Consider the following 26,113-nt stretch of genomic DNA (forward strand, 5'->3'; position numbering starts at 1 on the left):
CCTCAGTGAATGGAAAAGGGCGGCGCTGAGGCGCAGCGCCGGAAATTCAACGCCCGGAACGGGCTCAGTTACGGATATGATGCGTCTTCTGATAGATTGCCGTCGAGCGCGCGCCGGAACGGCAATAACCGAGCATCGGCCGCGGGAATTCATCGAGCGCATCGACCATTCCCTGCACCGCTTCCTCCGTTACGCCCATCGGCCCGACGGGCACATGGGCGATCTCGATACCGAGTTCTTTGGCGCGCGCCTCGATGAGCGAAAACGACGTCTGGTCCGGGCTTTCATGGTCGGGGCGGTGGCAGACGATCGATTTGAAGCCCAGCGCCTTGATCTCATCGAGATCATCGAGCGTGATCTGACCCGAAACCGAATATTCATCGTCGATCTGGCGAATATCCATCGTCTTGTCTCCTCATAAATCGTGGGCTGATGGTCTACGACGCAGTCTGGCAAGCGTCAACAACACTTCGCTTACACGAAGGCAAAGCTCAGCGCATAGCTGCGACTTTCGCCTGGCGCCAGCATGTTGAACTCGCCGGCCGCCTCGAGTTCGTCGCGCAAGACCCATCGGTGTGAAACCGGCTCGATGCCGATGATATGGGCCGGCGCCTTCTGGTTTCGCCAGACCTGCAGATAAGGCAGAGTATCGGCGCGGAAGCGCACGCGGAGCGTCTTGCCGCCGATCGCGGCGATCGGGCCGAGCCGGACTTCCGCGAAGCCGTCCTCGGTCGCCGGCGCGGGGACACAGAAGATGCCGCCCGACTCCTCGCCGAAGGTCCAGGGAAAGCCGCCATTCTCCAGCATATGCCCTTCGAGCCGCGTGCCCTCGTCCAGCCATTTGCCTCCGGTGTTCATGTGATACATCAGAAAGGTCGGCACGATCTGGTCGCTCGTATTGACGACGCGGTCATCGAGGCTCACCTCGCCGGTCGACCCGTCGATCCGCCACAGCCGCTCGATGCGCTGCGGCAAGCCTTCCACGGTCACGATGTCGATATCGGCACGGCATTCGGCATTGCCGTTCTCGAATTTCGTCCACAGCACCTTCGCCGCATGGCCGGAGGCCGATCCGTGCAGCGGATAGACCTTGCCGTCGCCCCGGCCGGGAATCGGCTGGCGGTGGCGGATATGGTCCGGCCCGCAGGTGAAGAGGAAACCTTCGAGCGAATGATCGATTCGCGGATCGCCGTCATCGGGTATGGCCCGCTTCGGCGCGATATCGACGCCCTCGACGGTGCATCCGCCGATATCCAGCACCGATGTCTCATCCAGCATCAGGCGCGGCGCGCTTGCGGCGGCAAATTCGATCATCTCGGGTCTCCTCAAGGACTTATCGGCCGCCGTAGCGTTAGGTTTCGCGCCGCGCTTCGTCAATCGGCTCCGTTCTGGTCTTGTCTTTTTGCCGCAAAGGTGGATTTTGCGGAACGGGCGCAAGGACGCAAACGTTTATGAGCAAAAGGAAATCTTAGTGATTTTCATATTTTGTTCAGCACGGTTTCATAAATTCCACACTAGCGTCAAAATTGACGGGTGTGTGTCTGCCCAGTCACTGTTCGAGGTCTGAGACGTGAATCGCTTTTTGAAGTCGGCATTTTCCCTTGCGGCCGTGCTGGCGGCCTTTGCCGTTACAGCGCCCGAAGCGGGCGCACAGCAGTTCCGCGACCGCCGCCAGAGCGATATCGTGCTGGTTACGCCGAACGGCGAAATTCTCGACTATGTGCCTCGCGGCTTTGCCTATGCCCGCGACCGCAGCGGCAACCGCGTGCTGATCGATGCCTATGGCAACGTCGTCGCCACCGAAATGCGCGCCCGCGGCTATTATCCGCCGCGCCCCGGCCCGCGCGGGGTCGATAACGACCAATACGGCAACGATCCCTACTATGCCGACGACGGTAACAATGGCGATACGCGATACTCCGAGCGCGGCGCCGTAACCGGCGGCATTCCGCGCGATGCGGCGATCGAGCGACAGCCGCTTGGCGAGCAGCCCTATCCCGACGACAACAGCATCGGCAATCCGCAGCCGGGTGATGACTACGCCTCGATCGATCCCGATCAGCAGATCCCGCCCGCCGACGCGCCGAAGGCCGTACCTGATGAACCCATCATCACGCTGAAGAATAAGTCGAAGCCGGAGATCGTCGCGCTGCAGGTCTTCCTCGACCGCGCCGGCATCTCGCCCGGTGTCATCGACGGGCATATGGGCTCGAACGTCACCAAGGGGATCTATGCCTACGACCAGATGACCGGGTCGAAGCTCGACCCCAATGACACCGATGCCATTCTGGAAGAACTGCGTATGAACGGCGGCCTGCCCGTCGTCAGCTATACGATCACGCCCGCCGATGCGGCCGGCCCCTATGTCGCGCAGATTCCGGAAGACTATTCGCAGAAGGCAATGCTGCCGTCGCTCGCCTTTACCTCGACGACGGAAATGCTGGCCGAGCGCTTCCACATGGATGAAGCCTTCCTCAAGGAGATGAACCCCGGCGCTGATTTCAGCGTTGCGGGCACGATCATCAAGGTCGTCAATCCGGGCGAGCCGAAGAGCGGCGAGGTTGCCCGCATCATCGCCGACAAGGCCCGCAAGCAGGTCTTCGCTTACGACGGCGCCGGCAATCTCATTGCCGCCTACCCCGCCTCGATCGGCTCAACCGACACGCCCTCCCCCTCGGGCACCGTGACGGTCGAGCGCGTCGCGTTCAATCCCGGTTACACCTACAATCCGAAAATCAATTTCCAGCAGGGCGGCAACGACAAGATCCTCAACATTCCGCCTGGCCCGAACGGCCCGGTCGGCACGGTCTGGATGGCGCTCTCAAAGCCCACCTACGGCATCCACGGCACGCCCGAACCTTCGAAGATCGGCCGCACCCAGAGCCATGGCTGTATTCGCCTGACCAACTGGGACGCTACCGAGCTCGCCAAGATGGTCAAGCCGGGGGTGACGGTCGAATTCGTGGATTGAGCCGCTTCATTCACAAATAGAAAAGGCCGCCGGATCGCTCCGGCGGCCTTTTCGTTTCATCACGGGGAAATCAGGCCGCCGAGCGGACCAGCGAGTTTCCCAAGTGGGCCGAGGCAGGCAGCCTGACCGGCAGCTTGCGCATCATTTCCTCGGCGAAACAGGCGGCGTTCTCCCGCGCCTTGTCGAGATTGCTGACGCGCACCGGATCGATCGTGTGCAGCGTGCCGCCGCAATCGAAGATGTCGCGGAAAGCCGAGCGTTCGATGATCGCAGTATCCAGCACCGGCACGTGCCGCTCGCTGAGCAGCGACTTGACGAGCTGCAGCGCCCGCGTCGTCACCATCGAGTTGACGCGGGTGAGCACCACCGAATGGCCGATTTTGATGCCCGCCTTCTCATCCAGATATTGCAGCAGTTCGAGCACCTGTGCGCCGCCGCGCGCATCCATCGCGCAGCCCTGGATCGGGATCAACACATGGTCGGAAAGGCCGACGGCGGTGGCGAGCAAGGGATTGCGCGCGCCCGGCAGGTCGACGATGAAATAGTCGGTATTGTGCTTGTTCTCACTGATATGCTGGGGCAGCGAGGCGGTGGTCACGAAATCGATCACCGAAACATTGGGGACATGACCTGATATTTCGTGCCAGCGCGAAATCCAGTGCTGTGGATCAGCATCGAGAATGGTGACGCGGTAGCCCTTGCGGGCAAGCTCGGTTGCGAGCAGGAGAACAGCGGTGGTCTTGCCGGCGCCGCCCTTGGTATTTGCGAATGTAATGACAGGCATGTTTGATCCTCGAAGGGAAAATGGCGCGAGCCGGCATCGCTCTTTTGCGCACTGTCGGAGCATCGTGCGGTTAAGCCATCCTTTACAATCATGGTTAACAAATTCCAAACGCGCGCGGCGAAATTGCAGCCGGTATTTTTCATATCCCTAAAATTGGGGATGCCCCAAGACGAAAAAAGCCCGGAAAGCCAAAGCTTTCCGGGCCAATCTGCAGGTCCACCCTCAAATTCTCAGAAGCAATCCCTGAAAAGGGCTTTGGTATTTTCAAGCGTCATCGCAACCGGGTTGCCACCGGCGCTCGGATCCTCGATCGCCATTGCCGACAATTCGTCGATACGATCAGGGGCGATTCCCATGGCGGTCAGCGTATCGGGCACGCCGAGCTCGGAGCGGAGCTTCAGCACATAGTCATAGAAGCCATCGAAGCCTCCCGAAATGCCGAGATAGGCAGCCGCCCGGCCGATCTTCTCCTCGATCGCAGCGCGGTTGAAGCGCAGTACTGCCGGCATGACAACCGCATTGGTCATGCCGTGATGCGTGTTGTAGACGGCGCCGATCGGGTGCGACAGCGCATGGATGGCGCCGAGCCCCTTCTGGAAAGCGACAGCGCCCATGGCCGCTGCCGACATCATATTGGCACGGGCTTCGAGATCGGTGCCTTCCTTATAGGCGCGCGGCAGGAATTCCTTGACGAGCCGCATGCCTTCGAGTGCGATGCCGGCTGACATCGGATGGTAGAAGGGCGAGGAATAGGCTTCCAGGCAATGCGCGAAGGCATCCATGCCGGTGCCGGCCGTGATGATCTTCGGCATGCCGACCGTCAGTTCCGGATCGGAGATGACGATACCGGGCAGGAACTTCGGATGGAAGATGATCTTCTTCACATGCGTTTCGGAATTGGTGATGACGCTGGCGCGGCCGACTTCCGAACCGGTGCCGGCCGTCGTCGGCACGGCGACGATCGGCGCGATGCCCTCGAGGCTCGCGCGCGTCCACCAGTCGCCGATATCTTCGAAGTCCCAGACCGGGCGCGTCTGGCCGGCCATGAAGGCCACGCACTTGCCAAGATCGAGGCCGGAGCCGCCGCCGAAGGCGACGACACCGTCATGGCCGCCGTCCTTGAAAGCCTTGACGCCGGCTTCGAGGTTCTTCTCGTTCGGGTTCGGATCGACATCGGCGAAGATCGCCCGGCCGAGGCCGGCATCTTCGAGGATGTCGAGCGCGTTCTTGGTGATCGCCATCGAGGCGAGGCCGCGGTCAGTGACGAGCAGCGGCTTTTTGATGCCGAGGCTCTTGCAGGCGTCGGCGAGTTCCTTGATCCGGCCTCGGCCGAGCTTGACCGATGTCGGGTAGCTCCAGTTTGCGGTGATGTTGCTGCTCATGCTGTGACTTTCTTCAGGTGGAAGGATTTCGGGCGAGTCAGATTCTGGAAGCCGATGATCGACAGCGAGCCGCCGCGGCCGGTCTCCTTGACGCCGGTCCAGCAGAGTGCCGGATCGAGATAGTCGGCGCGGTTCATGAAAACGGTACCGGTTTCGATCTCGCGGCCGAGACGCGCAGCCCGATCGACATCCTTGGTCCAGAGCGAGGCCGTCAGCCCGTACTGGCTGTCATTCATCAAAGCGAGCGCCTCCGCGTCGCTCTTCACCTTCATGATGCCGACTGCCGGGCCGAAGGTCTCCTCGCGCATGAAGGCCATGGAATGGTCGACATCGACGAGGACCTGCGGCGCAAGATAGGCGCCGCCGTCATCCTGAGGGAAAAGCTTGGGATCGACAAGCGCCTTGGCGCCCTTCGCGATCGCGTCCGCAATCTGCTCGCGCACCACCTTGGCAAAGCGCTTGTTCGCCATCGGCCCGAGCGAAGTTTCCGGATCGAGCGGATTGCCGAGCTTGTAGTTCGAAACCCAGGCGACCGATTTCTCGACGAAGGCGTCATAGAGCGATTCATGCACATAGATGCGCTCGATGCCGCAGCAGCACTGGCCGGAATTGTAGGTGGCGCCATCCATCAGCGTATCGACGGCAGCCTCGAGATCGGCGTCTTCCATGACGTAACCCGGATCCTTGCCGCCGAGTTCGAGGCCGAGCCCGGTAAACGTGCCGGCAGCCGCCCGCTCCATCGACCGTCCACCTTCGACCGATCCGGTGAAGTTGACGAAGTTGAAACTGCCGGCGGCAATCAGCGCCGACGTCGTCTCATGATCGAGGAAGACGTTCTGGAACACGTCCTCCGGAACGCCGGCCTCGACGAAGGCCTGGACCAGCCGCTCGCCAACTAGAAGCGTCTGCGAGGCGTGTTTCAGCACCACCGTATTGCCGGCCATCAGCGCAGGCGCGATCGTGTTGATCGCCGTCATGTAGGGATAGTTCCACGGGGCGACGACGAAGACGACGCCATGCGCTTCGCGCTCGATACGGCGCTCGAAACGGTCGCTCTCTTCCACGACGAGGGGTGCCAACGCATCAGCCGCGATCGAGGCGACATAGTTGGAGCGCTCGTTGAAGCCTCTGTATTCCCCGCCGTACTTGATCGGCCGGCCCATCTGCCAGGCAAGCTCCGGCACGACGACGTCGGACATCTCGTTCAACCGCGCGGCACCCTTCAGCACGAGTTGGACACGCTCTTCGAGCGGCCGCTTCGCCCAGGCCTTCTGCGCCTTGCGTGCGCGCGCCACCACGTCCTTGGCAGCGTCGAGCGAAAGCGCAGGACGCTCCGCGTAAACCGATCCGTCGACCGGTGAAATGCATTGGATCATTGCCATGATCGTTTCCTGTCCTCGTATTGATCAAATATTTCGCCGAGGGTCATAGTGGCCCCTCATCCGCCTGCCGGCACCTGGGGTCGAGCCACTGGTCTCGACCCGTCCTTCGGACCCCAGCTCGCGGGGAGAAGGGACTACGCAGCACCGCTTTCGTCAACCGCAAATCCCGCGCAGGGCACGTCCCCTTTCCCCGTTTTTTCGGGGGTCCGCAGGACGGGTCGAGACCACCGGCTCGACCCAGGCAAGGTTAGGGTGAGAGGCAAGCAACCCGCGAAATGCCTATTAAGCTCTTTCGAAACCGCGCGCCACTTCCCAATCGGTGATGCGGCGGTCGTATTCTTCCTGCTCCCATTCGGCAGCGCGAGTGTAATGGTCGATCACGTCATCGCCGAAGGCTTTGCGCAGCATCGCCGATTCCGACATCGCAATCGCCGCCGAACGCAGCGTGCGAGGGATCTCCCGAATGTCCTTGCCGCCATAGGCGTCGCCGACGAAGGGAGCTTCGAGTTCCATTTTGTTCTCGATCCCGTCGATGCCGGCGGCGATGAGCGCGGCAAAGGCAAGATAGGGATTGAGATCGGAGCCGCCGACGCGGCATTCAATGCGTATCCCCTTGGTCTCCTCGCCGCAGAGGCGGTAGCCGGCGGTGCGGTTGTCCTTGCTCCAGATCGCCTTGGTCGGGGCGAAGGTGCCGGCCATGAAGCGCTTGTAGGAATTGATATAGGGCGCCAGGAAATAGGTGATCTCGCTCGCATGGGCGAGAAGCCCGGCAACGTAATTGTGCATCAGCGGCGACATGCCGTATTTGCCGGTATGGTCGAAGAACAGCGGCTTTTCCTCGAGGCTCCACAGCGACTGGTGAATGTGGGAGGAACTGCCGGCGGCATTGTAGTTCCACTTGGCAAGGAAGGTGATGGCTTTGCCCTTCGACCAGGCGATCTCCTTGCAGCCGTTCTTGATGATCGCATGCCGGTCGGCCATGGCGAGCGCGTCGGCGTAACGGACGTTGATCTCCTCCTGGCCGGCGGAAGCCTCGCCCTTGGAGTTTTCGACCGGAATGCCGGCGCCCTGCAGGCCGGTGCGGATCGCCCGCATCACCTCTTCTTCCTTGGTAGTCTGGAAGATGTGATAGTCCTCATTATAGGCGCTGGCGAGCTTGAGATTGCGGTAGCCCGAGACATGCGCCGCCTCGTAGCTCTGGTCGAACAGGAAGAATTCGAGCTCGGAAGCCATATAGGCCTTCATGCCCATGTCTTCGAGACGCTTCACCTGCTTCTTCAGGATCGCGCGCGGCGAATGGGCAACCTCCTCATGGGTGTGATGGTCGAGCACGTCGCAGAGCACGAGCGCAGTGCCCTCAAGCCAGGGAATACGGCGCAGCGTCGCAAGATCCGGCTTCATCGTATAGTCGCCGTAACCTTTCTCCCAGCTCGTCGCCTTGTAGCCGGAGACGGTTTCCATCTCTATGTCGGTCGCCTGCAGGTAGTTGCAGCTGTGCGTTTCCTTCCAGGCGCTCTCGACGAAATATTCCGCCTGAAAACGCTTGCCCATCAGCCGGCCCTGCATGTCCACCTGGCAGGCCAGAACCGTATCGATGCGCCCTTCGGCCACATCCTTCCTGAGATCGTCGATTGTGTAGCTGCTGCTCATGATTGATCCGCCTGAATTGGAATTGAGAGATCGGGGCAACGAAAGCGCATGCGCTTGGCCAGACGTTGCGGCCAGATGCCTTTTCGTTGAGCCGGTGGTGGGGCCGCAGGATGCGGCCCCACCATTTGAGAGGGAAGCCTCGATCTTTATCTTTCGCCGCTCTCGCCGACCGCTGCTTCAGCGGCCGCGATTTCGGCCTGGCGCTTTGCGACATCGGCGCCGATCGGCGGTCCTTTGAAGCGCCGGCTCTCGAAACCGAACCAGACGATCGCGGTCAGCAGGAGGAAGCCAACCGTCACGTAAAGCGCGGTACCGTTCGGCGGCTGGATGCCGAGAATGAAGATCAGGATCATCGCGATGATCGTGAGCACGGCAAAGAGCTTGAAGACACCTTCACCGAGGTTCCATGGACCCATCTTGTCCCACTTCGACGTGCCCCAGGCGAAGAGGCCGAGCGTGATCGGAATCGCGAAGGAGAAGAAGAGGAAGATGACGGTGCACGAGACAACGATCGTATAAACCGGCGTATCACCGATTTTCATGAAGTCGAGCGAGGTGAACCAGACGAAAAGTACCGACAGAATGGAGCCGGTCCAGATCGCGGCCACCGGCGTGCGATACTGCGGGCTGACCTTCGACAGCGCCTTCGATGCCGGCAGACCGCCGTCACGCGAGAAGGCGAAGATCATGCGCGAGACCGAGGTAACGGTCGCAAGACCGCACAGCCACTGACTGACCAGGATGGCGAGATAGAGAATATCCTTGACGATCGGGTTCACCTGGCTGTCCATCGCCCAGAAGAACACATTCCAGCCCTGCTTGGCCGCATCGTCCATGTTCGGCAGCATGAGGACGAAGGCGCACAGCATGATGTAGCCGAAAAGCGCCGACCACAGGACGGACGCGACCATGCCGCGCGGAACCGACTCCGCGGCCTTGACGGTTTCTTCCGACGTATGCGCCGAGGCATCGTAGCCGGTGATGGTGTAGATCGGCAGCAGCAGGCCGACGAGGAAGACCCAGGCGCCCGAGCCGGTCGGCCAGACATTGCCGCCGGCTTCGCCGGAATAGTTGGCGAAGGTGAAGAGACGGCTGATCTCGTAGGAGGGCGCCGCAATCAGGCAGACGGCCGCCAGCGCGATCGCGGTCGCAAAGATCAGATAACCCGAAAAGTCGGTCAGCTTCGCGGTCAGTCCGATGCCCATATGGTTCACGAGCGCCTGCGCGCCGGTGATGATGACGAGGAAGACGATGCGCACCATCGTCGTGTCCGTCAGCCCGAAATAGCTGGTGCCGAACGACCCCATGAAGAAATAGTAGGTGCCGACGTTGATGGCGCCGAGCACGGTGACGAGACCGAGCAGGTTGAACCAGGCGGTCAGCCAGCCGGTGAAGCGGTTGCCGAGGATCGAACCCCAGTGATAGAGGCCGCCGGCCGTCGGATAGGCCGAGCTGATCTGCGCCATGGCGACGGCGAAGACGAGCGAGATGAAGCATCCCACAGGCCAGCCGATGCCGATGGCGGCTCCGCCGGCACCCGAAGTCGCCTGCGCCAGAGAATTGATGCCGCCGGAGAGGATGCAGATGATGGAGAATGAGACGGCGAAGTTTGAGAACGAGCTCATGCGTCGTTCGAGTTCCTGGGCATAGCCCATGGAATGCAGGATGTGCACATCCTGCTTCTTGTCCAGTTCGGTATAGTCCGACATGACTTCCCCCTGTTCACGACCGGCCGCGGGATTGCGGGCCGGTCCAGTGCCAATTGTCCGCGGCATTTTCGCCGTGCGGACGTCCGCAGATAAACTGCTCCCTCGGGTCTTCTTTTTTGTCAGGCTTCCAGGCTTTGCCGGAGAAGCCCTGTCAAATAGTCGGCCATGACCCCTTGGCCGCCATCGTTTGCGAGGAGGTCGTTGCGGACCTCGATCATTACATTGCGTAAGCCGTTCGAAAGCCCATGCAGGATCAGCGTGTGGGTCACGCCGTCCCTGGGCCCATAAGGCTCGTTGCGTTCCGTCCTGTAAAGCGGCGCCTCAGCCGCAGCGTCCAGCATGCGGTCGGCGAGCCGGCTGTCCTCGTCATGCAATATGCCGAGTTCGACGGCGCGCTGGCGGCCGTGATAGACCGGCGTGAAGCTGTGCATCGTCACGATGACACTGTCCTGCCCCCTCGCCCGGCGATCGCCGATCAGCCCGCGAATGGCGTCATGGAAAGGCACGTAGAGCGCGTCCGTGCGTGCAAGGCGCTCTTCGTCGGTCAGATCCTTGTTGCCGGGAATGGCATAGATCTCGCTCGTCTCCGGCATTGCGCCGGGCGAACTCGGCGGACGGTTGCAGTCGTAGATCAGCCGGGAGAACCGTTGATAGACGAGTGTGGCGTCGAGCGCCTTCGAGATGCCGCGGGCAACCGCCAGGGCCCCGGGGTCCCATGCGATATGGCTCGTCAGCGCTTCGCTGGGCAGGCCGAGATCGCCGAAGGAGGCAGGAAGCGTGCTCGAAGCGTGCTCACAGACGAGCAGCACCGGGCTGCAACCGTCGACGCGCTCGATCCCGACGCATTCGCCGTCCGCTTCGCTGAGGATTTTCGGCCGGGCCAGCACCAAAGGCGCCACTCCTATCCCTTAATAAAAACTTTATAAGAAAAGAATTCTTCAGCTTTCGACCAGTGTCAAGCGTCCGCTGAAAATTTCTTTTCATGACAGCTGTTGACATGGATTATGACAGCGTTGTTAACTTTGGTTGGGGAAGTGGCGCCAGACCACCCCCGGGGAGCATAATCAAGTGACCACCGCGTCGAAGACGGTTTCAGACGTCATCCATTCGCATCTTGGGGTGCTGACTCGCGCCGAGAAGCAATTGGCCGAAAGCCTTCTCGACAATTATCCCGTTTCCGGCCTCGGCAGCATCACCACCATTGCGGAGAATGCCGGCGTCTCGACGCCGACCGTCGTGCGCATGGTGCAGAAGCTCGGCTTCAAGGGCTATCCCGATTTCCAGGCGCATCTGCATCAGGAAGTCGAGGCGACCATCTCCAACCCGATCGCCAAGCACGACCGCTGGGCGCAGAACGCGCCGGGCACCCATATCCTCAACCGTTTCGCCGACGCCATCATGGGCAATCTGCGCCAGACGCTGACCGATCTCGACACCGCGACCTTCGACAACGTCGCGGCGCTGCTGTCGGACCGCAAGCGCGGCCTGTATTTCGCCGGCGGCCGCATCACCGGCGCGCTTGCCGAGTATTTCTTCACCCATATGCAGGTGATCCGGCCGGCAACGGCGCTGCTGTCGTCGAATTCCAGCAGCTGGCCGCAATATGTCCTCAACATGAACGCCGGCGACATCCTGATCATCTTCGACATCCGCCGCTACGAGCAGGAGATGGTGAGCCTTGCCACCGCCGCCCGCAAGCGCGGCGCCGAAATCGTGGTGTTCACCGACCAGTGGGGCTCGCCGGCCGCCAAGCTCGCCAAGCATGCTTTCCGCGTCCGCATCGAGGCGCCGTCCGCCTGGGATTCTTCCGTCGTCACCCTCTTCATTGTCGAAGCGCTGATCGAGGCTGTTCAGAATTCGACCTGGGACGAGACGAAGGAGCGCATGAAGACGCTGGAAGGCCTGTTCGAGCAGACCAAGCTTTTCCGCAAACCGGGTTAGGAGGGCGGCTAAAACAAAGAAAAAACAATGACGGCTTCTCGCGAAAACGGGTGGCATTGTCGCAAATAAACCATCCGTCGCAAACGCTTGCTATTCATGGCAAAATTAACGTCATCCAACTGTCACACAAGCTTCATGCAAGCTCATTAACAGCATCGCCAGACACTGAAACCCGAAGGAGAACAACAGTGATCTCTAACATTTCTCGACTGCTTTCACTTTCTACTGCGATGATCGTGGCTTCGACCGCGATTGCCGCTGCTGAGCCGAGCGCTGAACTTATCGCTGCCGCCAAGAAGGAAGGCACCCTGACGACGATCGCTCTTCCGCACGACTGGTGCGGCTATGGCGACGTCATTGCCGGCTTCAAGGCCAAGTATGGTCTCGAAGTCAACGAGCTGAACCCGGATGCCGGTTCGGGCGACGAAGTCGAAGCCATCAAGGCCAACAAGGGCAACACCGGCCCGCAGGCTCCCGACGTCATCGACGTTGGCCTCTCCTTCGGCCCGTCCGCCAAGAAGGACGGCCTGATCCAGCCTTACAAGGTATCGACCTGGGATTCGATCCCGGACACCGCCAAGGATGCCGATGGCTTCTGGTACGGCGACTACTACGGCGTTCTCTCGTTCCTCGTGAACAAGGACCTCGTCAAGACATCGCCGGCCGACTGGTCCGACCTGAAGAAGAGCGATTACGCAAACAGCGTCGCGCTCGCAGGCGATCCGCGCACCGCCAACCAGGCCGTCCAGGGCGTTTATGCCTCTGGTCTTTCCGCCTCCGGCGGTGACGCAGCCAAGGCAGGCGCGGAAGGCCTGAAGTTCTTCGCCGAACTGAACAAGGCCGGCAACTTCGTACCGGTCGTCGGCAAGGCTGCTCCGTTCGCACAGGGCTCCACGCCGATCATCGTCGCTTGGGACTACAATGCCCTCTCCTGGGGTCAAAGCCTGAAGGGCAACCCTCCGTTTGAGGTCGTCGTTCCGAAGACCGGCGTCGTTGCCGGCGTCTACGTCCAGGCTATCTCCGCCTTCGCTCCGCACCCGAACGCTGCGAAGCTCTGGATGGAATACCTCTATTCCGACGAAGGTCAGCTCGGCTGGCTGAAGGGCTATTGCCACCCGATCCGCTTCAACGATCTTGCCAAGAACAACAAGATCCCGAAGGACCTGCTCGACAAGCTGCCGCCGGCAGCAGCCTATGAAAAGGCTGTCTTCCCGACGCTCGAAGAACAGGCTGCCGGCAAGGAAGCCATCACCAAGAACTGGGATTCCGTCGTCGGCGCCGCCGTCAAGTAATCTCCAATCCTGCCTCCCCGCCCAAAAGGCGGGGAGGTTTTCTCACTCCGACGCCCCAGGATGAGCTTTCCATGAGTACCGTTTCAACGCCAATGGTAAGCAGCGCCCCCTTGATCAACAAAGACCGCGTGATCGACTGGCTGGGCATTGCACCCTTCCTTATTTTTTCCCTGCTGTTCCTGATTATCCCCACGCTTTATCTTGTGGCCGGCGCGTTCCTGACGCCTGAGGGCAATTTCACGCTGAAGAATATCGGCGATCTCTTCACTCCATCGATTATCAGCGCCTATTGGATCAGTATCCGCGTCTCGGTGGCGTCGGCTCTCGGCGGCGCGCTGATTGGCTTCTTCCTCGCCTGGGCCGTCGTGCTCGGCGGCCTGCCCGCCTCCGTGCGCTCGACGCTTCTGACCTTCTCCGGCGTCGCCTCGAATTTCGCCGGCGTGCCGCTCGCCTTCGCCTTCCTCGCAACGCTCGGCCGCACCGGCCTCGTGACGGTCCTGCTGCGTGAATATTTTGATTTCAATCTTTACAGCACCGGCTTCAACCTGCTGTCCTTCTTCGGCCTCACCATCACTTACATGTATTTCCAGATCCCGCTGATGGTGCTGATCCTGACGCCGGCGCTTGACGGCATGAAGAAGGAATGGCGCGAAGCTTCGCAGATTCTCGGCGCAACCAACCGCCAATACTGGACGATGGTCGCAATGCCCATCCTCTGGCCGAGCCTGCTCGGCACGACGCTGTTGCTCTTCGCAAACGCCTTCGGCGCCATCGCCACCGCCTTCGCGCTGACCGGCAGCTCGTTGAATATCGTGCCGATCCTGCTCTACGCTCAGATCCGCGGCGACGTCCTGCACAATGCCAATCTGGGTTACGCCATCGCGCTCGGCATGATCGTCATAACAGGCGTCTCCAACATCCTTTACCTCATGCTGCGCATGCGCGCCGAACGGTGGCAGAAATGAAAGCTCAACGTCTTGGAGCCTGGATCGCCATCATTCTGGGTGCATCCTATTTCGTCATTCCGCTCATCGGCACCGTCGAGTTTTCGCTGCGCATGCGCCGCGGCGAGTACAGCTTCGATGCCTATCAGTCGGTCTTTTCGGATTCGCAATTCCACGAGACCTTCGGCTATTCGATGCTGATGGCATTGCTCACCATCATCTTCGGCATGCTGCTCGTCGTGCCGACGGCTTACTGGGTGCGCCTGCGCCTGCCGCAGATGCGTCCGGTCGTCGAGTTCATCACGCTGCTGCCGCTCGTCATTCCGGCGATCGTCATCGTCTTCGGTTATCTCAGGATGTACAACTCGTCGTCCTATCTGCCCATGACGAGTTCGTCGATGGGCACCAACGTGTTGCTGGTCTTCTCCTATATCACGCTGTCGCTGCCCTACATGTACCGCGCCGTCGATACCGCGATGCGCGCCATCGACGTCCGCACGCTGACGGAAGCGGCCGAAAGCCTCGGCGCGCGCTGGACGACCATCATGTTCAAGTGCATTTTCCCGAACGTCATGAGCGGCGTGCTCTCGGGCGCCTTCATCACGCTCGCGATCGTCATGGGCGAATTCACCTTCGCCGCGCTGCTCAACCGCCCGGCCTTCGGTCCGTACCTGCAGCTCGTCGGCGCCAACAAGGCCTATGAGCCTTCGGCGCTCGCCGTCATCGCCTTCTCGATCACCTGGCTCAGCATGGGCCTGCTCAATCTCGTTTCCCGCTTCGGCAAAGCCCGCCCGGCAAAGGCTTAAGGTAACTGGCTCATGTCTTTTCTCACACTGACCAACATTCAGAAATCCTTCGGCCCGGTTCAGGTCGTCAAGAACTTCAACATGAACATCGAGAAGGGCGAATTCGTCTCCTTCCTCGGGCCGTCGGGCTGCGGCAAGACGACCGTTCTGCGCATGATCGCCGGCTTCGAAACGCCGACCGGCGGCACGCTGACCATCAACGGCAAGGACCAGGCTTCGCTGAAACCGAACCAGCGCAATATCGGCATGGTTTTCCAGGCCTACGCCCTGTTCCCGAACATGACGGTGCATGACAACGTCGCCTTCGGCCTCAAGGTCGCCGGCGCGCCGAAGCCCGATATCAATGCCCGTGTCAAGGAAATGCTCGGCCTGATCAAGCTCGATCACCTGGCCGACCGCTTCCCCTACCAGATGTCGGGCGGCCAGCAGCAGCGTGTAGCACTTGCCCGCGCGCTTGCCGTCAAGCCGCAGGTGCTGCTGCTCGACGAACCGCTTTCGGCGCTTGACGCCAAGATCCGCGTGTCGCTGCGCGAGGAAATCCGTGCGATCCAGCAGCAGCTCGGCATCACCACTGTTTTCGTCACCCACGACCAGGAAGAGGCGCTGTCGATCTCCGACCGCATCGTCGTCATGAATGCCGGCAAGGCCGACCAGATCGGTTCGCCCTTCGAGATCTACAACACGCCGGCAACCCGCTTCGTCGCCTCCTTCGTCGGCACGCTGAACTTGATCGAGGCCAAGGTCGTCGATCCCGACGCCAACCTCATCCAGATCGGCGATCAGAAAATCACGCTGAAGCAGTCGGTCGCCGCCAACAAGGCCGGCGAAACCATCTCGCTGGCGCTGCGCCCGGAAGCCGGCTCGCTCTCCGACAGCGCCAGAAGCGATACCGCGCTGACCGGCCAGGTCGTCTCGGCTCACTTCTTAGGCTCGGTCATCCGCACCCGCATGAATGTCGGCGGCAACGTCATCTCCTTCGACATGTTCAACAGCCCCGGCACCACGCCACCGCAGGCCGGCGAAACCGTGACGCTGCGCTTCATGGCAGCCGACCTGCTGATCATCCGCGACTGATCCGGCAACGCAACTCGTGCGAAAGGCGCCGCCGACGCGGCGCCTTTTTTCATTTCAGGCCGCCCGAACTGTCAGAAAAGGTGATGCAGCCATCACGACAAAGCGCTTGAACTCTCCCAGCTCCGTGGCAGAAGTTGAATAAACCAAATGAGCCGGGCAGCCGGCGGCCCGGTATTTTACGCGATGGGATATTTCAATGATTACCTGCCACCTGCGCTATGTGATCGATCCATACAAGCTTGCCGAATTCGAGGAATATGCCCGGCTCTGGATTCCGATCGTCAACAGGATGGGCGGCACCCATCACGGTTATTTTCTGCCCTCTGAAGGCGCCAACAACATTGCCGTGGCATTGTTTTCCTTCCCGAGCCTTGCTGCCTACGAGGATTATCGCACGCGCATGGCAAGCGATCCCGAATGTAAGGCTGCTTTCGAACTCGACAAACGCAACCGAAGTATCGTCAGCTATGAACGCAGTTTCATGCGGCCTGTGCTCGGCTGATCGAGCCCGCGCGCCGGCTGGAAGCAAAAAGCCCCGCACGCTTGAACAGACCCCCGAAAGTTGGACACCCAACTTCGGGGGTTTTGCATGTCCAAATACAGCAGCGCATTCAAGCAAGAAGTCATTGAGTATTACGGTTGTGGTGAGCGTAGCTACCGGGAGGTAGGTCTGCGCTTCGGGCTTGATTATTCGATGGTGCGGCGGTGGGTCGCCAGCCACGCGGAGCATGGCTTGGCGGGCTTGGCACGTAAACATAGTCACTATGATGCGCAGTTCAGACTATCGGTCCTCGAACGTATGTGGAAAGATGGTCTGTCCCGTCGACAGGCGGCCGCGCTTTTCGACATTCGCAACGCCGGTAGCCTCTCAGTCTGGGAGAGGCAATATGAGCGCGGTGGGCTTGAGGCCCTTGTCCCGCGCCGGAGAGGCAAACCGCGATCGATGCCCGAGCCCCCTACCACGGACACCAGCACGGATGGAGCGCAGGATGACGCTGCCAAGAGCCGCGAGGAATTGCTGGCGGAACTGGCCTATCTGCGCATGGAGAACGCCTACCTAAAAAAACTGGAGGCCTTAACGCAGGCGCGTCACGCGCCGAACGGACGCAAGCCGTCCAGGCGTTAAGGCCGCAGCATCCGCTCGACGGGCTGCTGGCGCTTTCGGGCCTGGCGCGCAGCACGTTCTATTATAGGCAGAAGGTGCTCTCCTCCGGCGACCGACATGCGGCCCTGAAGGTGACGATCCGATCGATCTTCGATGAACACAAGGGACGCTACGGCTATCGTCGGGTGACGGCGGCGATCCGTGGCCGCGGAGAGGCGGTCAACCACAAGACTGTCCAGCGGCTGATGGTCGAGATGAGGCTGAAGTCCCTGGTTCGGCCGAAGAAGTACCGCTCTTACAGGGGCCAGGCCGGGCACGTCGCGCCAGATCTCATCCAACGACAGTTCGCTGCCAGGCGCATGAACGAGAAGTGGGCAACCGATGTCACCGAGTTCAATGTCGCCGGCGAGAAGCTCTTCCTGTCGCCGGTCATGGACCTCCACAATGGCGAGATCATCGCGTATGAGATGGCGAGGCGGCCGATCTTCAAGCTGGTCAGGGACATGCTCAACAAGGCATTGACCAAGCTCGATGACGATGACAGGCCGATCCTGCATTCCGATCAGGGATGGCAATATCAGATGCCAGAGTGGAGCCGTATGCTCCAACAAGGCAATGTCGCCCAAAGCATGTCACGCAAGGGCAATTGCCTCGACAATGCCGCCATGGAGAGCTTCTTTGCCACGCTCAAGTCCGAGTTCTTCCATCCCAATCAGTTCGACAGCATCGACAATCTGCGAGACGGAATCGACGAATACATCCGCTACTACAACAACGATCGCATCAGGATGAAACTCAAAGGGCTGAGCCCTGTGAAATACAGGACCCAGCCCTCAAATCATCCCAGCCTATGAACCGTCCAACTTTATGGGGTCAGTTCACGCTGGCGGGGCTATTCGTTCCGTCATCCGCTCAGCGGATCGCCCGGTCGTCGGCATCGAAGCGATGCACGCGCGCCTGGTCCGGCGTCGCATAGACGATTTCGTCGGGCTCATACTGGTGCTCGCCGAAGAGGCGCGCCGTCAGCAGGCCGCACTGGTCGGATTCCAGATAGATGATCGTGTCGGCGCCGAGATGCTCGACATGCACGACCTTCGCAGCCCAGCTCCCCTGCTCGCGCGACAGCGTCATGTGTTCGGGGCGCACCCCGATCGTCTTGGCGCTGTGATCACCGACCTTCTCGCCGGGGATGAAATTCATCTGCGGCGAACCGATAAAGCCTGCGACGAAAACATTGGCCGGGCGGCTGTAGAGTTCCATCGGCGAGCCGATCTGCTCGATCGTGCCGGCATTCAGCACCACGATCTTGTCGGCAAGGGTCATCGCCTCGACCTGGTCGTGGGTGACGTAGATCATCGTCGCCTTCAGACTGCGGTGCAGCCGGGCGATTTCCAGGCGAGTCTGGACGCGCAGCGCCGCATCGAGGTTCGACAACGGCTCGTCGAACAGGAAAAGTTCCGGTTCGCGCACGATGGCGCGGCCGATCGCGACGCGCTGGCGCTGGCCGCCGGATAGTTCGGCCGGCCGCCGCGCCAGATAGGGTGCGAGTGAGAGCATGCCGGACGCCTTGCTGACGCGCTTGTCGATCTCGTCCTTGGGCGTGCCGGCCTGCTTAAGGCCAAGCCCCATATTGTCCTTCACCGTCAGGTGCGGATAGAGCGCATAGGACTGGAACACCATGGCGATGCCGCGTTTGGCCGGCGGCGTCAGCGTTTCGTCGCGGCCATTGATGACGACGGCGCCCGAGGTGATATCCTCCAGGCCCGCAATGCTGCGCAGCAGCGTCGATTTCCCGCAGCCCGACGGCCCGACGAAGATGACGAATTCGCCGTCCTTGACTTCGAGGTCGATGCCTTTCAGCACCTCATGCGTGCCATAGGTCTTGCGGATGGATTTGAGTTGAAGCGATCCCACTGGTTATTCCTTATAATCTGACCGGCTGGCCGGTACGCACGCTCTCGTCGGCGGCAAGGCAGATGCGCAGCGACGCCACCGCATCCGCCATATGGCGATCGAGGTTCAGATCCTCGCGGATCGCCCTCAGCATGAAGGCCTGTTCCAGGTCGCAGAGCGCCTGATGACCGGGCTCGCCCGTCATCCTCATGTCCTGGTCGGGCCGGATGAACTTGCCGTCCGGGCCGGTCTCGGCCGTGTGCAGACGGATCACCGATGTCTTGGTGTGGGTGTCGATATCGTCCGACTTGGCGTTCGGGTCCATGACGATCGATACCGCGCCCTTCGGCGACATCACGTCCTTGACGAAGAAGGCGGTCTCCGAAATCATCGGCCCCCAACCGGCCTCGTACCAGCCGACCGAGCCGTCCTCGAACAGCACCTGCAGGTGACCGTAATTATACATGTCGTCGGCGATCTCCTCCGACATCCTGAGCCCCATGCCGCGGACCTCGACGGCCTTCGCATCGGTGATCTGGCACATGACGTCGACATAATGCACACCGCAATCGACGATCGGCGAAGTCGTGCGCATCAGCGACTTGTGCGTCGCCCAGGTCGGGCCGCTGGACTGCTGGTTGAGGTTCATGCGGAAGACGTAAGGCGGGCCGAGCTTGCGCGCCTCCTCGATCAGCTTCATCCAGGACGGGTGATGGCGAAGGATATAGCCGATCGCCAGCTTGCGACCCGCCTTCTCAGCTGCCGCCACGACCCGTTCGGCGTCGGCAACAGTGGTCGCCAGCGGCTTCTCCACGAAAACATGACAGCCGGCCTCGAAGGCAGCGACGGCATAATCGGCATGGCTGTCGGAATAGGTGTTGATCGAGCAGAGGTCCGGCTTCAGCTCGGCAAGCGCCGTCGCGAAGTCGGGGTGAACCGTATAGCCCTGCAGTTCAGGCTCCAGCGCCGGCGTCGAGCGGTTCACGAGACCGACGATCTCGAAGCCCGGATTGTTGTGATAGGCGAGCGCGTGGCTGCGGCCCATATTGCCGAGGCCGGCAACGAGGACACGGATCGGTTTATCCTGGCTCATTTGACGGCTCCCGACGTGATGCCGCGGATCAACTGCCGCGAGAAGATGACGTAGAGGATGAGGATCGGCAGGATGGCGAGCGACAGCGCCGCCAGCACCGCATTCCAGTTGGTAACGAACTGGCCGATGAATATCTGCGAGCCGAGCGTGACCGTCTTGGTGGTTTCCGAAGGTGCAAGGATCAGCGGGAACCAGAGGTCGTTCCAGATCGGGATCATGGTGAAGACGGCGACCGTCGCCATTGCCGGGCGCACCAGCGGCAGCACCAGGCGGAAGAAGATCGCATATTCGGAAAGCCCGTCGATGCGCCCGGCATTCTTGAGGTCGTCCGAAACCGTACGCATGAATTCCGACAGGATGAAGATCGCCAGCGGTATGCCCTGCGCGGTGTAGACGAGGATCAGCGCCGTCAGCGTGTTGACGAGGCCGGCCGCCACCATACCCTGCAGGATTGCCACCGTGCCGAGGCGGATCGGGATCATGATGCCGATCGCCATATAGAGCCCGAGCAGCAAGTTACCGCGAAAGCGGTATTCCGACAGCGCAAAGGCCGCCATGGCGCCGAAGAGCAGCACCAGCAGGATCGAGACAATCGTCACGACAAAGCTGTTCTGGAAATAGGTGGCGAAATCGCCCTGCCCGAGCACCGTCTGGTAGCCGACGAGGCTGAAAGTCGATGGCGTCGGGATCATCAGCGGTTCGCGGAAGATCGAGGCACGATCCTTGAACGAGTTGACGATGGTCAGGAACACCGGAAACAGCGCGACCAGCGTATAGGCGCCGAGCGCCAGGTGCACGAGGCCGGTGCGGATGGGAGATGTGCGTGCCTTGGACATGCGCGCTCCTCAGAACTGGTAGCGACGCATGCGCCGCTGGATGACGAAGAGATAAAGCGAGACGCCGGCGAGGATGATGAGGAACATCACGGTCGCGATCGTGGCACCCATCGAACGGTCGCCCAACTGCAGCTGGAAACCGAAGAAGGTGCGGTAGAGCAGCGTGCCGAGAATGTCGGTCGACATATCGGGCCCGGCGAGCGCCCCCTGCACGGTGTAGATCAGGTCGAAGGCGTTGAAATTGCCGACGAAGGTGAGGATAGAGATGATGCCGATCGCCGGCAGGATGAGCGGCAGCTTGATCTTCCAGAACTGCGCCCAGCCGGTGACGCCGTCGCATTCGGCCGCCTCGATCACCTCTTCGGGGATGCTGAGAAGCGCTGCATAGATCAGCATCATCGGAATGCCGATATATTGCCAGTTGGAGATCAGCGAGACGGCGACCAGCGCCGAGCCGGGCTTGCCGAGCCAGGGTGCGAACAGGAATTTCAGGCCGATGAGATCGAGCATCCAGGGAGCGACACCCCAAATCGGCGAAAGGATCAGCTTCCAGATGAAACCGACGATGACGAAGGAAAGCAGTGTGGGCAGGAACATCGCCGTGCGGTAGAAGGCCACCCCCCTCAGCTTCGGCACCGACAGCAGGGCGGCAAGTGCCACGCCGATCGGGTTCTGCACGCACATGTGGATGGCGAAGAAGATCAGGTTGTTGACGAGCGCGTTCCAGAAATCATGCGCCCAGCGCGGATCGCCGAATAGAACCTTGAAATTCGCAAGTCCGACAAAGGCTGATTGCCCGTCGACCGTATTGTAAAGCGACAGCCTGAGCGTCTCGATGAGCGGCAGCACCATGACGGCGGAATAAACGATCACCGCGGGCAGCATGAAGACGAAGATGTGCCAGCGCACCGGGCGCTTGATCGGGACGATTTCGGCCGCGTTGTGGGTTTCGCTCATGGCTTTTGCCTGTTCTTGTCGACTGGCTGCAAGGCGCAGCACAGGTGGAAAACGTTGCGCCTCACCCCACCCTCTCTCCGCGCGGCGGATAGGGGGGAACATGCCCTGTCTGGATGCCATGTCGGGCTGGGGAGGTCGCTTGCGAGTCTCCTTCTCCCCGCGAGCGGGGAGAAGGTGGCCGGCAGGCCGGATGAGGGGCAGCAAACGCCACCCCCGATCACATCACTTGGCCGGCTTGTACCAGCTGTCGAGGCCCTTCTGCAGCTTCTCGGCAGCAACCTTCGGCGTATCCGTGCCGTTGATCACGTTGGCCGATTCGACCCAGGTCTCGTTTTCGAGGTTCGGCGTGCCGCGCGACAGGATCTGGTAGGTCGAGCGCACGGTCGACTTGTACGGGCCGCGCCAGGAGACGAATTCCTGGGCAAGCGGATCGGACATCTTGACCGGGTTGGAGTTCAGGCTGAAGAAGCCGGGCAGAGAGTTCGCGTAGATGTCGGCGAACTCGGGCGAAGCGACCCAGCTCAGGAACTTCTTGGCTTCCTCGGCATGCTTGCTCTTGGCATTCAGGGCGACGCCGATATCCGGATGGTCGGAGATGTAGCCCGTATCGCCAGCCTTCGGAACCGGCGGCGGGAATGCGCCCATCTTGAACTGCGCCTGGGTGTTGAAGAGCGCGATTTCCCAGGAACCGGCCGGATAAATGGCGGCGCGGCCGAGCGTGAAGAGGTTCTGGCTGTCCGAATAGGTCTGGGCTTCGAAACCCTCGCCGAGATAGGGCTTCCACTTGGCAAGCTCCTCATAGGGCTTGACCCAGTCGGCATCGGTCAGCTTCTGCTTGCCTGCGATCAGCGCTTCGCGGCCTTCCTCACCCTTCCAGTAATTCGGGCCGATGTTCTGGTAGCCCATGGTAGCGGCTTCCCAGAGGTCCTTCGTGCCCATGGCGAGCGGGATGTAGGTGCCGTCAGCCTTGATCTTGTCAAGAGCGGCGAAGAACTCGTCTTCCGTCTTCGGAATGGAGATGCCGAGCTTGTCGAAGGCATCCTTGTTGTAAATGAAGCCGTGGATGACCGAAGCCATCGGCACGCAGAAGGTCGACTTACCGTCGTCGGTCGACCAGGCGGCCTTGGCGACCGGCGAGAAATTCTCCATGCCTGGCAGGCCGGTGATATCGACGAGCTGCTTCTTGTTGAAGAGTTCGAGCGAGGCGTCGAACGGACGGCAGGTGATGATATCGCCAGCGGAGCCGGCATCGAGCTTGGCGTTCAGCGAAGCATTGTATTCGGTCGGCGCGGTCGGCGAGAAGACGATCTTGATGCCCGGGTTCTTGGCTTCGAAAGCCGGGATGATCTTTTCCTGCCAGATCTGCAGGTCGTCGTTACGCCAGCTTTCCACAGTCAGCGTGACGTCGGCGGCATGGACGAGACCTGCCGATGTCAGCAGGCTTGTGGCAAGCAGGAAGCTTTTCAGAGCAGTGTTTTTCATTTCCCTCTCCTGTTTTCAGGCGCCGGAAGGCGCCGTTTTCGATCTGAAACAAGCGGTTGGTGTGCTTGAGGAAACACCCAACGCCCCTTGAGGGCCGCCAGCGACTGCCGGCCCCGAAAGCTCGACGGACGCAAAGGCGGAATCGCCTGCGGCCGGACTGCGCGCCTTCCCGGTGGCCTGCACCGGGCGTGGCGAAATGACTGGGAAAGCCGATGGATGCCTGAACTCAACCACTGGCCACGCGGGCCTGCGGGTGTTCTTGCAATCATCCTCGAAGCGGTTCCGGCTTGGCTTTGCTGCCGGTTTTCTTGGGCTTCGGAACGCTGTTCCCTTTGATCGAATTAAGGCCAAAAAAATACCAATTGTCCAGCCGAATTTAACTTTTTCGCCGCCAAAAATTCATTTAAAAATTTTATCTAATGAAATCAATGGAATAAAAAGGTGGATTTTCATCGCCATTCCCACTTGGTAAATGGTATTTTTTTGGTATTGTAATAAAACCATGTGGCAACGGCGCATTTCGGAGGCGCGATGACGGAGCTTGCAATCGGCATAGACGGCGGCGGAACGAGCTGCCGGGCCGCGGTGGCGGACAGGAACGGCAAGGTCATCGGCCGCGGCAAGGCGGGCCCCGCCAACATCCTGTCGGATCTCGAAAACTCTCTTCTCAACATCGTCGAATCCGCTCGCGAGGCGCTGCGCGATGCCGGGCTCGAGGCTGATGCCGTTTCTTCCGCTGTGTCGGTCGTGGGCGTCGCCGGCGCCAATGTCACGGATTACGGACGGCGAATCGAAAGAGCCCTGCCCTTTGCCGCAGGCCGCGTCGTCACCGATGCGCTCATTTCCCTGCAGGGGGCGCTTGGTGATGCCGACGGGATCGTCGGCGCTTTCGGCACCGGTTCGGTCTATAATGCGCGCAGGGATGGCCGGCTGAAGGGCATCGGCGGATGGGGCTTCGTCGTCGGCGATCAGGCGAGCGGCGCCCGTCTTGGCCGCGACCTCATGGAACGCGCGCTGCTCGCTTATGACGGGGTGCGTTTGGGATCGCCGATCACCGAAGCGGTCATGGCTGAATATGGCAACGATCCCGAGCGCATCGCCGAATTCGCGCATTCGGCGCGGCCGAATGATTTCGCCCGCTACGCGCCGATGGTTTTCAAGCATGCCGGCGAAGGCGATGCCGTCGCCGCGGGCATCGTCAGGGATGCCACAACAGCGATCGGCGAGAGCCTCGACGCGCTCCTCTGGCCCGAATGCCCGTCGATCTGCCTCCTCGGCGGCCTCGCCCAGGCCTATGAGCCGTGGCTTTCCGATTGTTACAGGGCGCTGCTTGCCAAACCGAAGAATGATGCCTTGCACGGCGCGGTGGAACTTGCGATCAAGCTCCTGAACGATCAGCAGAGAGGTGCAGCATGAGCGACGACCTCGCCACCATCCTGTCCCTGGAGCGACTGCAGGCGGCCGGCACCGGCCCGCTCTATGTCAAACTGCGCCGCACGCTCGAAGAAGCCGTGCGGACCGGCACGCTCGGCCATGGCGATGCGCTGCCGCCGGAGCGCGACATCGCCGAATTTGCCGCCGTCAGCCGCGTCACCGTGCGCAAGGCGATCGATGAACTCGTCGCCGACGGCCTGCTGGTGCGCCGCCACGGCTCGGGCACCTTCGTCGCCAAGCCGGTCTCCAAGGTCGAGCAGCGCCTGTCGCAGCTCACCTCCTTCACCGAGGACATGGCGCGGCGCGGCATGTCCTCACGCTCCGAATGGCTGCATAAGGGCATCCACACCCCCTCGCCCGACGAGATGATGATCCTCGGCCTCGCCGCCGACGTGAAGGTTTCGCGTCTCTCCCGCCTGCGCATCGCCGACGACCAGCCGCTGGCGATCGAAAATGCCAGCGTCTCCGGCGAATTCCTGCCGGACCCCTCGGCCGTCACCAATTCGCTCTATGCCGAACTCGAACGCCGCCAGGTCCGCCCGGTACGGGCCGTTCAGCGCATCTCGGCAACCAATATGAAGGAAGCCGACGCGCAGCTTCTCGGCGTGTCCGTGGGTGCGGCCGGCCTGTCGATCGAGCGCATCTCCTATCTCGGCTCCGGCCGCGCCGTGGAATTCACCCGCTCGCTCTATCGCGGCGATGCTTATGATTTTGTTGCGGAGCTGACGATCGGGGCGACGTGAGCCCTACCAGAAGCGAGCAATCCAGTGCTGATTTCCGGCGAGTTCATCGAAGATCGCATCGGCGGAAATGATCGGTATCCCATTCTGCATGGCGGTAGCGGCAAGAAACCGATCGAACGGATCGCGATGCGCCCAATCCATCATCGCCGCGCTCAGACAGATTTCCGGTGTTAGTGCCGCGGCAACCCCGCCCTGATCTTGCAGCAGTTCCGACAATCGGCCGATGAAAGGCTCCATCTCCGGCCATTTGCCGAGACGCACTTTCTGTCCGATTTCAAACAGGGATATAGGGCTGACGAGAATATTCTCCGCCTTTTCGATCAGAGCAACCGCCTTGCCCGAGAGCCGCTTATCGCCGGTCAGCGACCATGCCCAGGCATGGGTGTCGAGCAGAAGTGAATTCACTCGATCCCTTCCCATGCCGCAAGGTCGCCCTCATCCATGGGCTCGAAAAAGTCAGGCCCATTTCCAGCAACCTGCCCCTTGAGCAGGCCGATCTTGAAGGAAGATTGCACAATCGGAATGATCTTCACGACAGGCTTGCGCCCCTTGGCGATCACCACTTCCTCACCGGAAAGGGCGGCGTCGATCAATTTCGACAGGTTGGTCTTTGCGGCATGAATGGTAACCTGCAT

Annotated in this window: 26 protein-coding genes; 11 read left to right on the forward strand and 15 right to left on the reverse strand. The window is 61.0% G+C overall.

The window, feature by feature from the left end; genetic code table 11:
* Window positions 1-64 precede the first annotated feature (64 nt).
* Together NE852_RS15170 and NE852_RS15175 are read right to left on the reverse strand one after the other, a co-directional pair.
* On the reverse strand, window positions 65-403 hold the full coding sequence (locus NE852_RS15170; RefSeq protein WP_008531088.1) for a TIGR01244 family sulfur transferase: 339 nt from the start codon (window positions 401-403) through the stop codon (window positions 65-67).
* A 71-nt stretch (window positions 404-474) separates the two neighbouring features.
* A complete protein-coding gene (locus tag NE852_RS15175) occupies window positions 475-1,314 on the reverse strand; it encodes a DUF4432 family protein (RefSeq protein ID WP_008531087.1) in 840 nt (279 codons plus the stop codon).
* A gap of 256 nt (window positions 1,315-1,570) precedes the next feature.
* Here NE852_RS15175 and NE852_RS15180 point away from each other — a divergent pair, with 256 nt between their 5' ends.
* Window positions 1,571-2,971, forward strand: coding sequence for a L,D-transpeptidase (locus tag NE852_RS15180; RefSeq protein ID WP_258155786.1), 1,401 nt, complete (start codon window positions 1,571-1,573; stop codon window positions 2,969-2,971).
* 70 nt (window positions 2,972-3,041) lie between these two features.
* Here NE852_RS15180 and NE852_RS15185 read toward each other — a convergent pair whose 3' ends face one another.
* The 6 genes from NE852_RS15185 to NE852_RS15210 form a co-directional block, all read right to left on the reverse strand.
* Window positions 3,042-3,755 carry a ParA family protein gene (locus NE852_RS15185; protein WP_008531077.1) on the reverse strand — a complete coding sequence of 238 codons (714 nt, stop codon included), beginning with the start codon at window positions 3,753-3,755 and terminating at the stop codon, window positions 3,042-3,044.
* A gap of 230 nt (window positions 3,756-3,985) precedes the next feature.
* Window positions 3,986-5,137, reverse strand: a complete 1,152-nt coding sequence (locus NE852_RS15190; RefSeq protein WP_258155787.1) for an iron-containing alcohol dehydrogenase — start codon at window positions 5,135-5,137, stop codon at window positions 3,986-3,988.
* The gene (locus NE852_RS15195; RefSeq protein WP_008531074.1) at window positions 5,134-6,519 is read right to left on the reverse strand and encodes an aldehyde dehydrogenase family protein; all 1,386 of its coding nucleotides are present in this window, start codon (window positions 6,517-6,519) and stop codon (window positions 5,134-5,136) included. The genes NE852_RS15190 and NE852_RS15195 overlap by 4 nt, the downstream gene beginning before the upstream one ends.
* Window positions 6,520-6,801: 282 nt before the next feature.
* The gene (locus NE852_RS15200; RefSeq protein ID WP_258155788.1) at window positions 6,802-8,169 is read right to left on the reverse strand and encodes a glutamine synthetase family protein; all 1,368 of its coding nucleotides are present in this window, start codon (window positions 8,167-8,169) and stop codon (window positions 6,802-6,804) included.
* A 146-nt stretch (window positions 8,170-8,315) separates the two neighbouring features.
* Window positions 8,316-9,878 carry an amino acid permease gene (locus NE852_RS15205; protein WP_008531063.1) on the reverse strand — a complete coding sequence of 521 codons (1,563 nt, stop codon included), beginning with the start codon at window positions 9,876-9,878 and terminating at the stop codon, window positions 8,316-8,318.
* A gap of 119 nt (window positions 9,879-9,997) precedes the next feature.
* Window positions 9,998-10,768: an N-formylglutamate amidohydrolase gene (locus NE852_RS15210; RefSeq protein WP_258156709.1), complete on the reverse strand. Its 771-nt coding sequence runs from the start codon at window positions 10,766-10,768 to the stop codon at window positions 9,998-10,000.
* Between the two features lie 178 nt (window positions 10,769-10,946).
* Here NE852_RS15210 and NE852_RS15215 point away from each other — a divergent pair, with 178 nt between their 5' ends.
* From NE852_RS15215 to NE852_RS15245, 7 genes are all read left to right on the forward strand, one after another.
* Window positions 10,947-11,819, forward strand: coding sequence for a MurR/RpiR family transcriptional regulator (locus NE852_RS15215; protein WP_008531061.1), 873 nt, complete (start codon window positions 10,947-10,949; stop codon window positions 11,817-11,819).
* 188 nt (window positions 11,820-12,007) lie between these two features.
* Window positions 12,008-13,111 carry an ABC transporter substrate-binding protein gene (locus tag NE852_RS15220; RefSeq protein ID WP_008531060.1) on the forward strand — a complete coding sequence of 368 codons (1,104 nt, stop codon included), beginning with the start codon at window positions 12,008-12,010 and terminating at the stop codon, window positions 13,109-13,111.
* A 71-nt stretch (window positions 13,112-13,182) separates the two neighbouring features.
* On the forward strand, window positions 13,183-14,076 hold the full coding sequence (locus NE852_RS15225; RefSeq protein WP_008531059.1) for an ABC transporter permease subunit: 894 nt from the start codon (window positions 13,183-13,185) through the stop codon (window positions 14,074-14,076).
* On the forward strand, window positions 14,073-14,861 hold the full coding sequence (locus tag NE852_RS15230; protein ID WP_008531058.1) for an ABC transporter permease: 789 nt from the start codon (window positions 14,073-14,075) through the stop codon (window positions 14,859-14,861). The genes NE852_RS15225 and NE852_RS15230 overlap by 4 nt, the downstream gene beginning before the upstream one ends.
* A 12-nt stretch (window positions 14,862-14,873) precedes the next feature.
* Entirely contained in the window at window positions 14,874-15,935 is a 1,062-nt protein-coding gene (locus NE852_RS15235) for an ABC transporter ATP-binding protein (RefSeq protein ID WP_008531057.1), read from the forward strand.
* Window positions 15,936-16,131: 196 nt separating this feature from the next.
* Window positions 16,132-16,437: an NIPSNAP family protein gene (locus NE852_RS15240; protein ID WP_008531056.1), complete on the forward strand. Its 306-nt coding sequence runs from the start codon at window positions 16,132-16,134 to the stop codon at window positions 16,435-16,437.
* An 87-nt stretch (window positions 16,438-16,524) separates the two neighbouring features.
* Window positions 16,525-17,894 (forward strand): IS3 family transposase gene (locus tag NE852_RS15245; protein ID WP_128623698.1). Its coding sequence is split into 2 segments (ribosomal slippage): window positions 16,525-17,005 and window positions 17,005-17,894, totalling 1,371 coding nucleotides; the frame shifts between segments, so codons are not numbered across the junction.
* A gap of 58 nt (window positions 17,895-17,952) precedes the next feature.
* On the opposite strand, the gene NE852_RS15250 is transcribed toward NE852_RS15245, so the two are convergent.
* The 5 genes from NE852_RS15250 to NE852_RS15270 form a co-directional block, all read right to left on the reverse strand.
* Window positions 17,953-18,954: an ABC transporter ATP-binding protein gene (locus tag NE852_RS15250; RefSeq protein ID WP_258155789.1), complete on the reverse strand. Its 1,002-nt coding sequence runs from the start codon at window positions 18,952-18,954 to the stop codon at window positions 17,953-17,955.
* Window positions 18,955-18,964: 10 nt separating this feature from the next.
* Complete coding sequence (locus NE852_RS15255) at window positions 18,965-20,026, reverse strand: Gfo/Idh/MocA family protein (RefSeq protein WP_258155790.1); 1,062 nt, start codon at window positions 20,024-20,026, stop codon at window positions 18,965-18,967.
* Window positions 20,023-20,862 carry a carbohydrate ABC transporter permease gene (locus NE852_RS15260; protein ID WP_258155791.1) on the reverse strand — a complete coding sequence of 280 codons (840 nt, stop codon included), beginning with the start codon at window positions 20,860-20,862 and terminating at the stop codon, window positions 20,023-20,025. The genes NE852_RS15255 and NE852_RS15260 overlap by 4 nt, the downstream gene beginning before the upstream one ends.
* Window positions 20,863-20,871: 9 nt before the next feature.
* On the reverse strand, window positions 20,872-21,819 hold the full coding sequence (locus NE852_RS15265) for a carbohydrate ABC transporter permease (RefSeq protein ID WP_258155792.1): 948 nt from the start codon (window positions 21,817-21,819) through the stop codon (window positions 20,872-20,874).
* Window positions 21,820-22,041: 222 nt separating this feature from the next.
* Window positions 22,042-23,301, reverse strand: a complete 1,260-nt coding sequence (locus NE852_RS15270) for an ABC transporter substrate-binding protein (protein ID WP_008531045.1) — start codon at window positions 23,299-23,301, stop codon at window positions 22,042-22,044.
* A 196-nt stretch (window positions 23,302-23,497) separates the two neighbouring features.
* Between NE852_RS15270 and NE852_RS15275 the strand changes: the two genes are divergently transcribed.
* Genes NE852_RS15275 through NE852_RS15285 form a run of 3 tightly spaced genes read left to right on the forward strand, consistent with a single transcriptional unit; the run spans window position 23,498 to window position 25,478 of the window.
* Window positions 23,498-23,773: a hypothetical protein gene (locus NE852_RS15275; RefSeq protein WP_258155793.1), complete on the forward strand. Its 276-nt coding sequence runs from the start codon at window positions 23,498-23,500 to the stop codon at window positions 23,771-23,773.
* Window positions 23,774-23,832: 59 nt separating this feature from the next.
* Window positions 23,833-24,717 (forward strand): BadF/BadG/BcrA/BcrD ATPase family protein, encoded by an 885-nt coding sequence (locus NE852_RS15280; RefSeq protein WP_258155794.1) that lies wholly within the window; start codon window positions 23,833-23,835, stop codon window positions 24,715-24,717.
* Window positions 24,714-25,478: a GntR family transcriptional regulator gene (locus NE852_RS15285; RefSeq protein ID WP_258155795.1), complete on the forward strand. Its 765-nt coding sequence runs from the start codon at window positions 24,714-24,716 to the stop codon at window positions 25,476-25,478. Before NE852_RS15280 ends, NE852_RS15285 begins: the two co-directional genes overlap by 4 nt.
* Before the next feature lie 3 nt (window positions 25,479-25,481).
* Here NE852_RS15285 and NE852_RS15290 read toward each other — a convergent pair whose 3' ends face one another.
* Together NE852_RS15290 and NE852_RS15295 are read right to left on the reverse strand one after the other, a co-directional pair.
* The gene (locus tag NE852_RS15290) at window positions 25,482-25,883 is read right to left on the reverse strand and encodes a type II toxin-antitoxin system VapC family toxin (protein ID WP_008531037.1); all 402 of its coding nucleotides are present in this window, start codon (window positions 25,881-25,883) and stop codon (window positions 25,482-25,484) included.
* Window positions 25,880-26,113, reverse strand: coding sequence for a type II toxin-antitoxin system Phd/YefM family antitoxin (locus NE852_RS15295; protein ID WP_008531035.1), 234 nt, complete (start codon window positions 26,111-26,113; stop codon window positions 25,880-25,882). Before NE852_RS15295 ends, NE852_RS15290 begins: the two co-directional genes overlap by 4 nt.

The organism is Rhizobium sp. Pop5, from assembly GCF_024721175.1.
Taxonomy (GTDB): domain Bacteria; phylum Pseudomonadota; class Alphaproteobacteria; order Rhizobiales; family Rhizobiaceae; genus Rhizobium.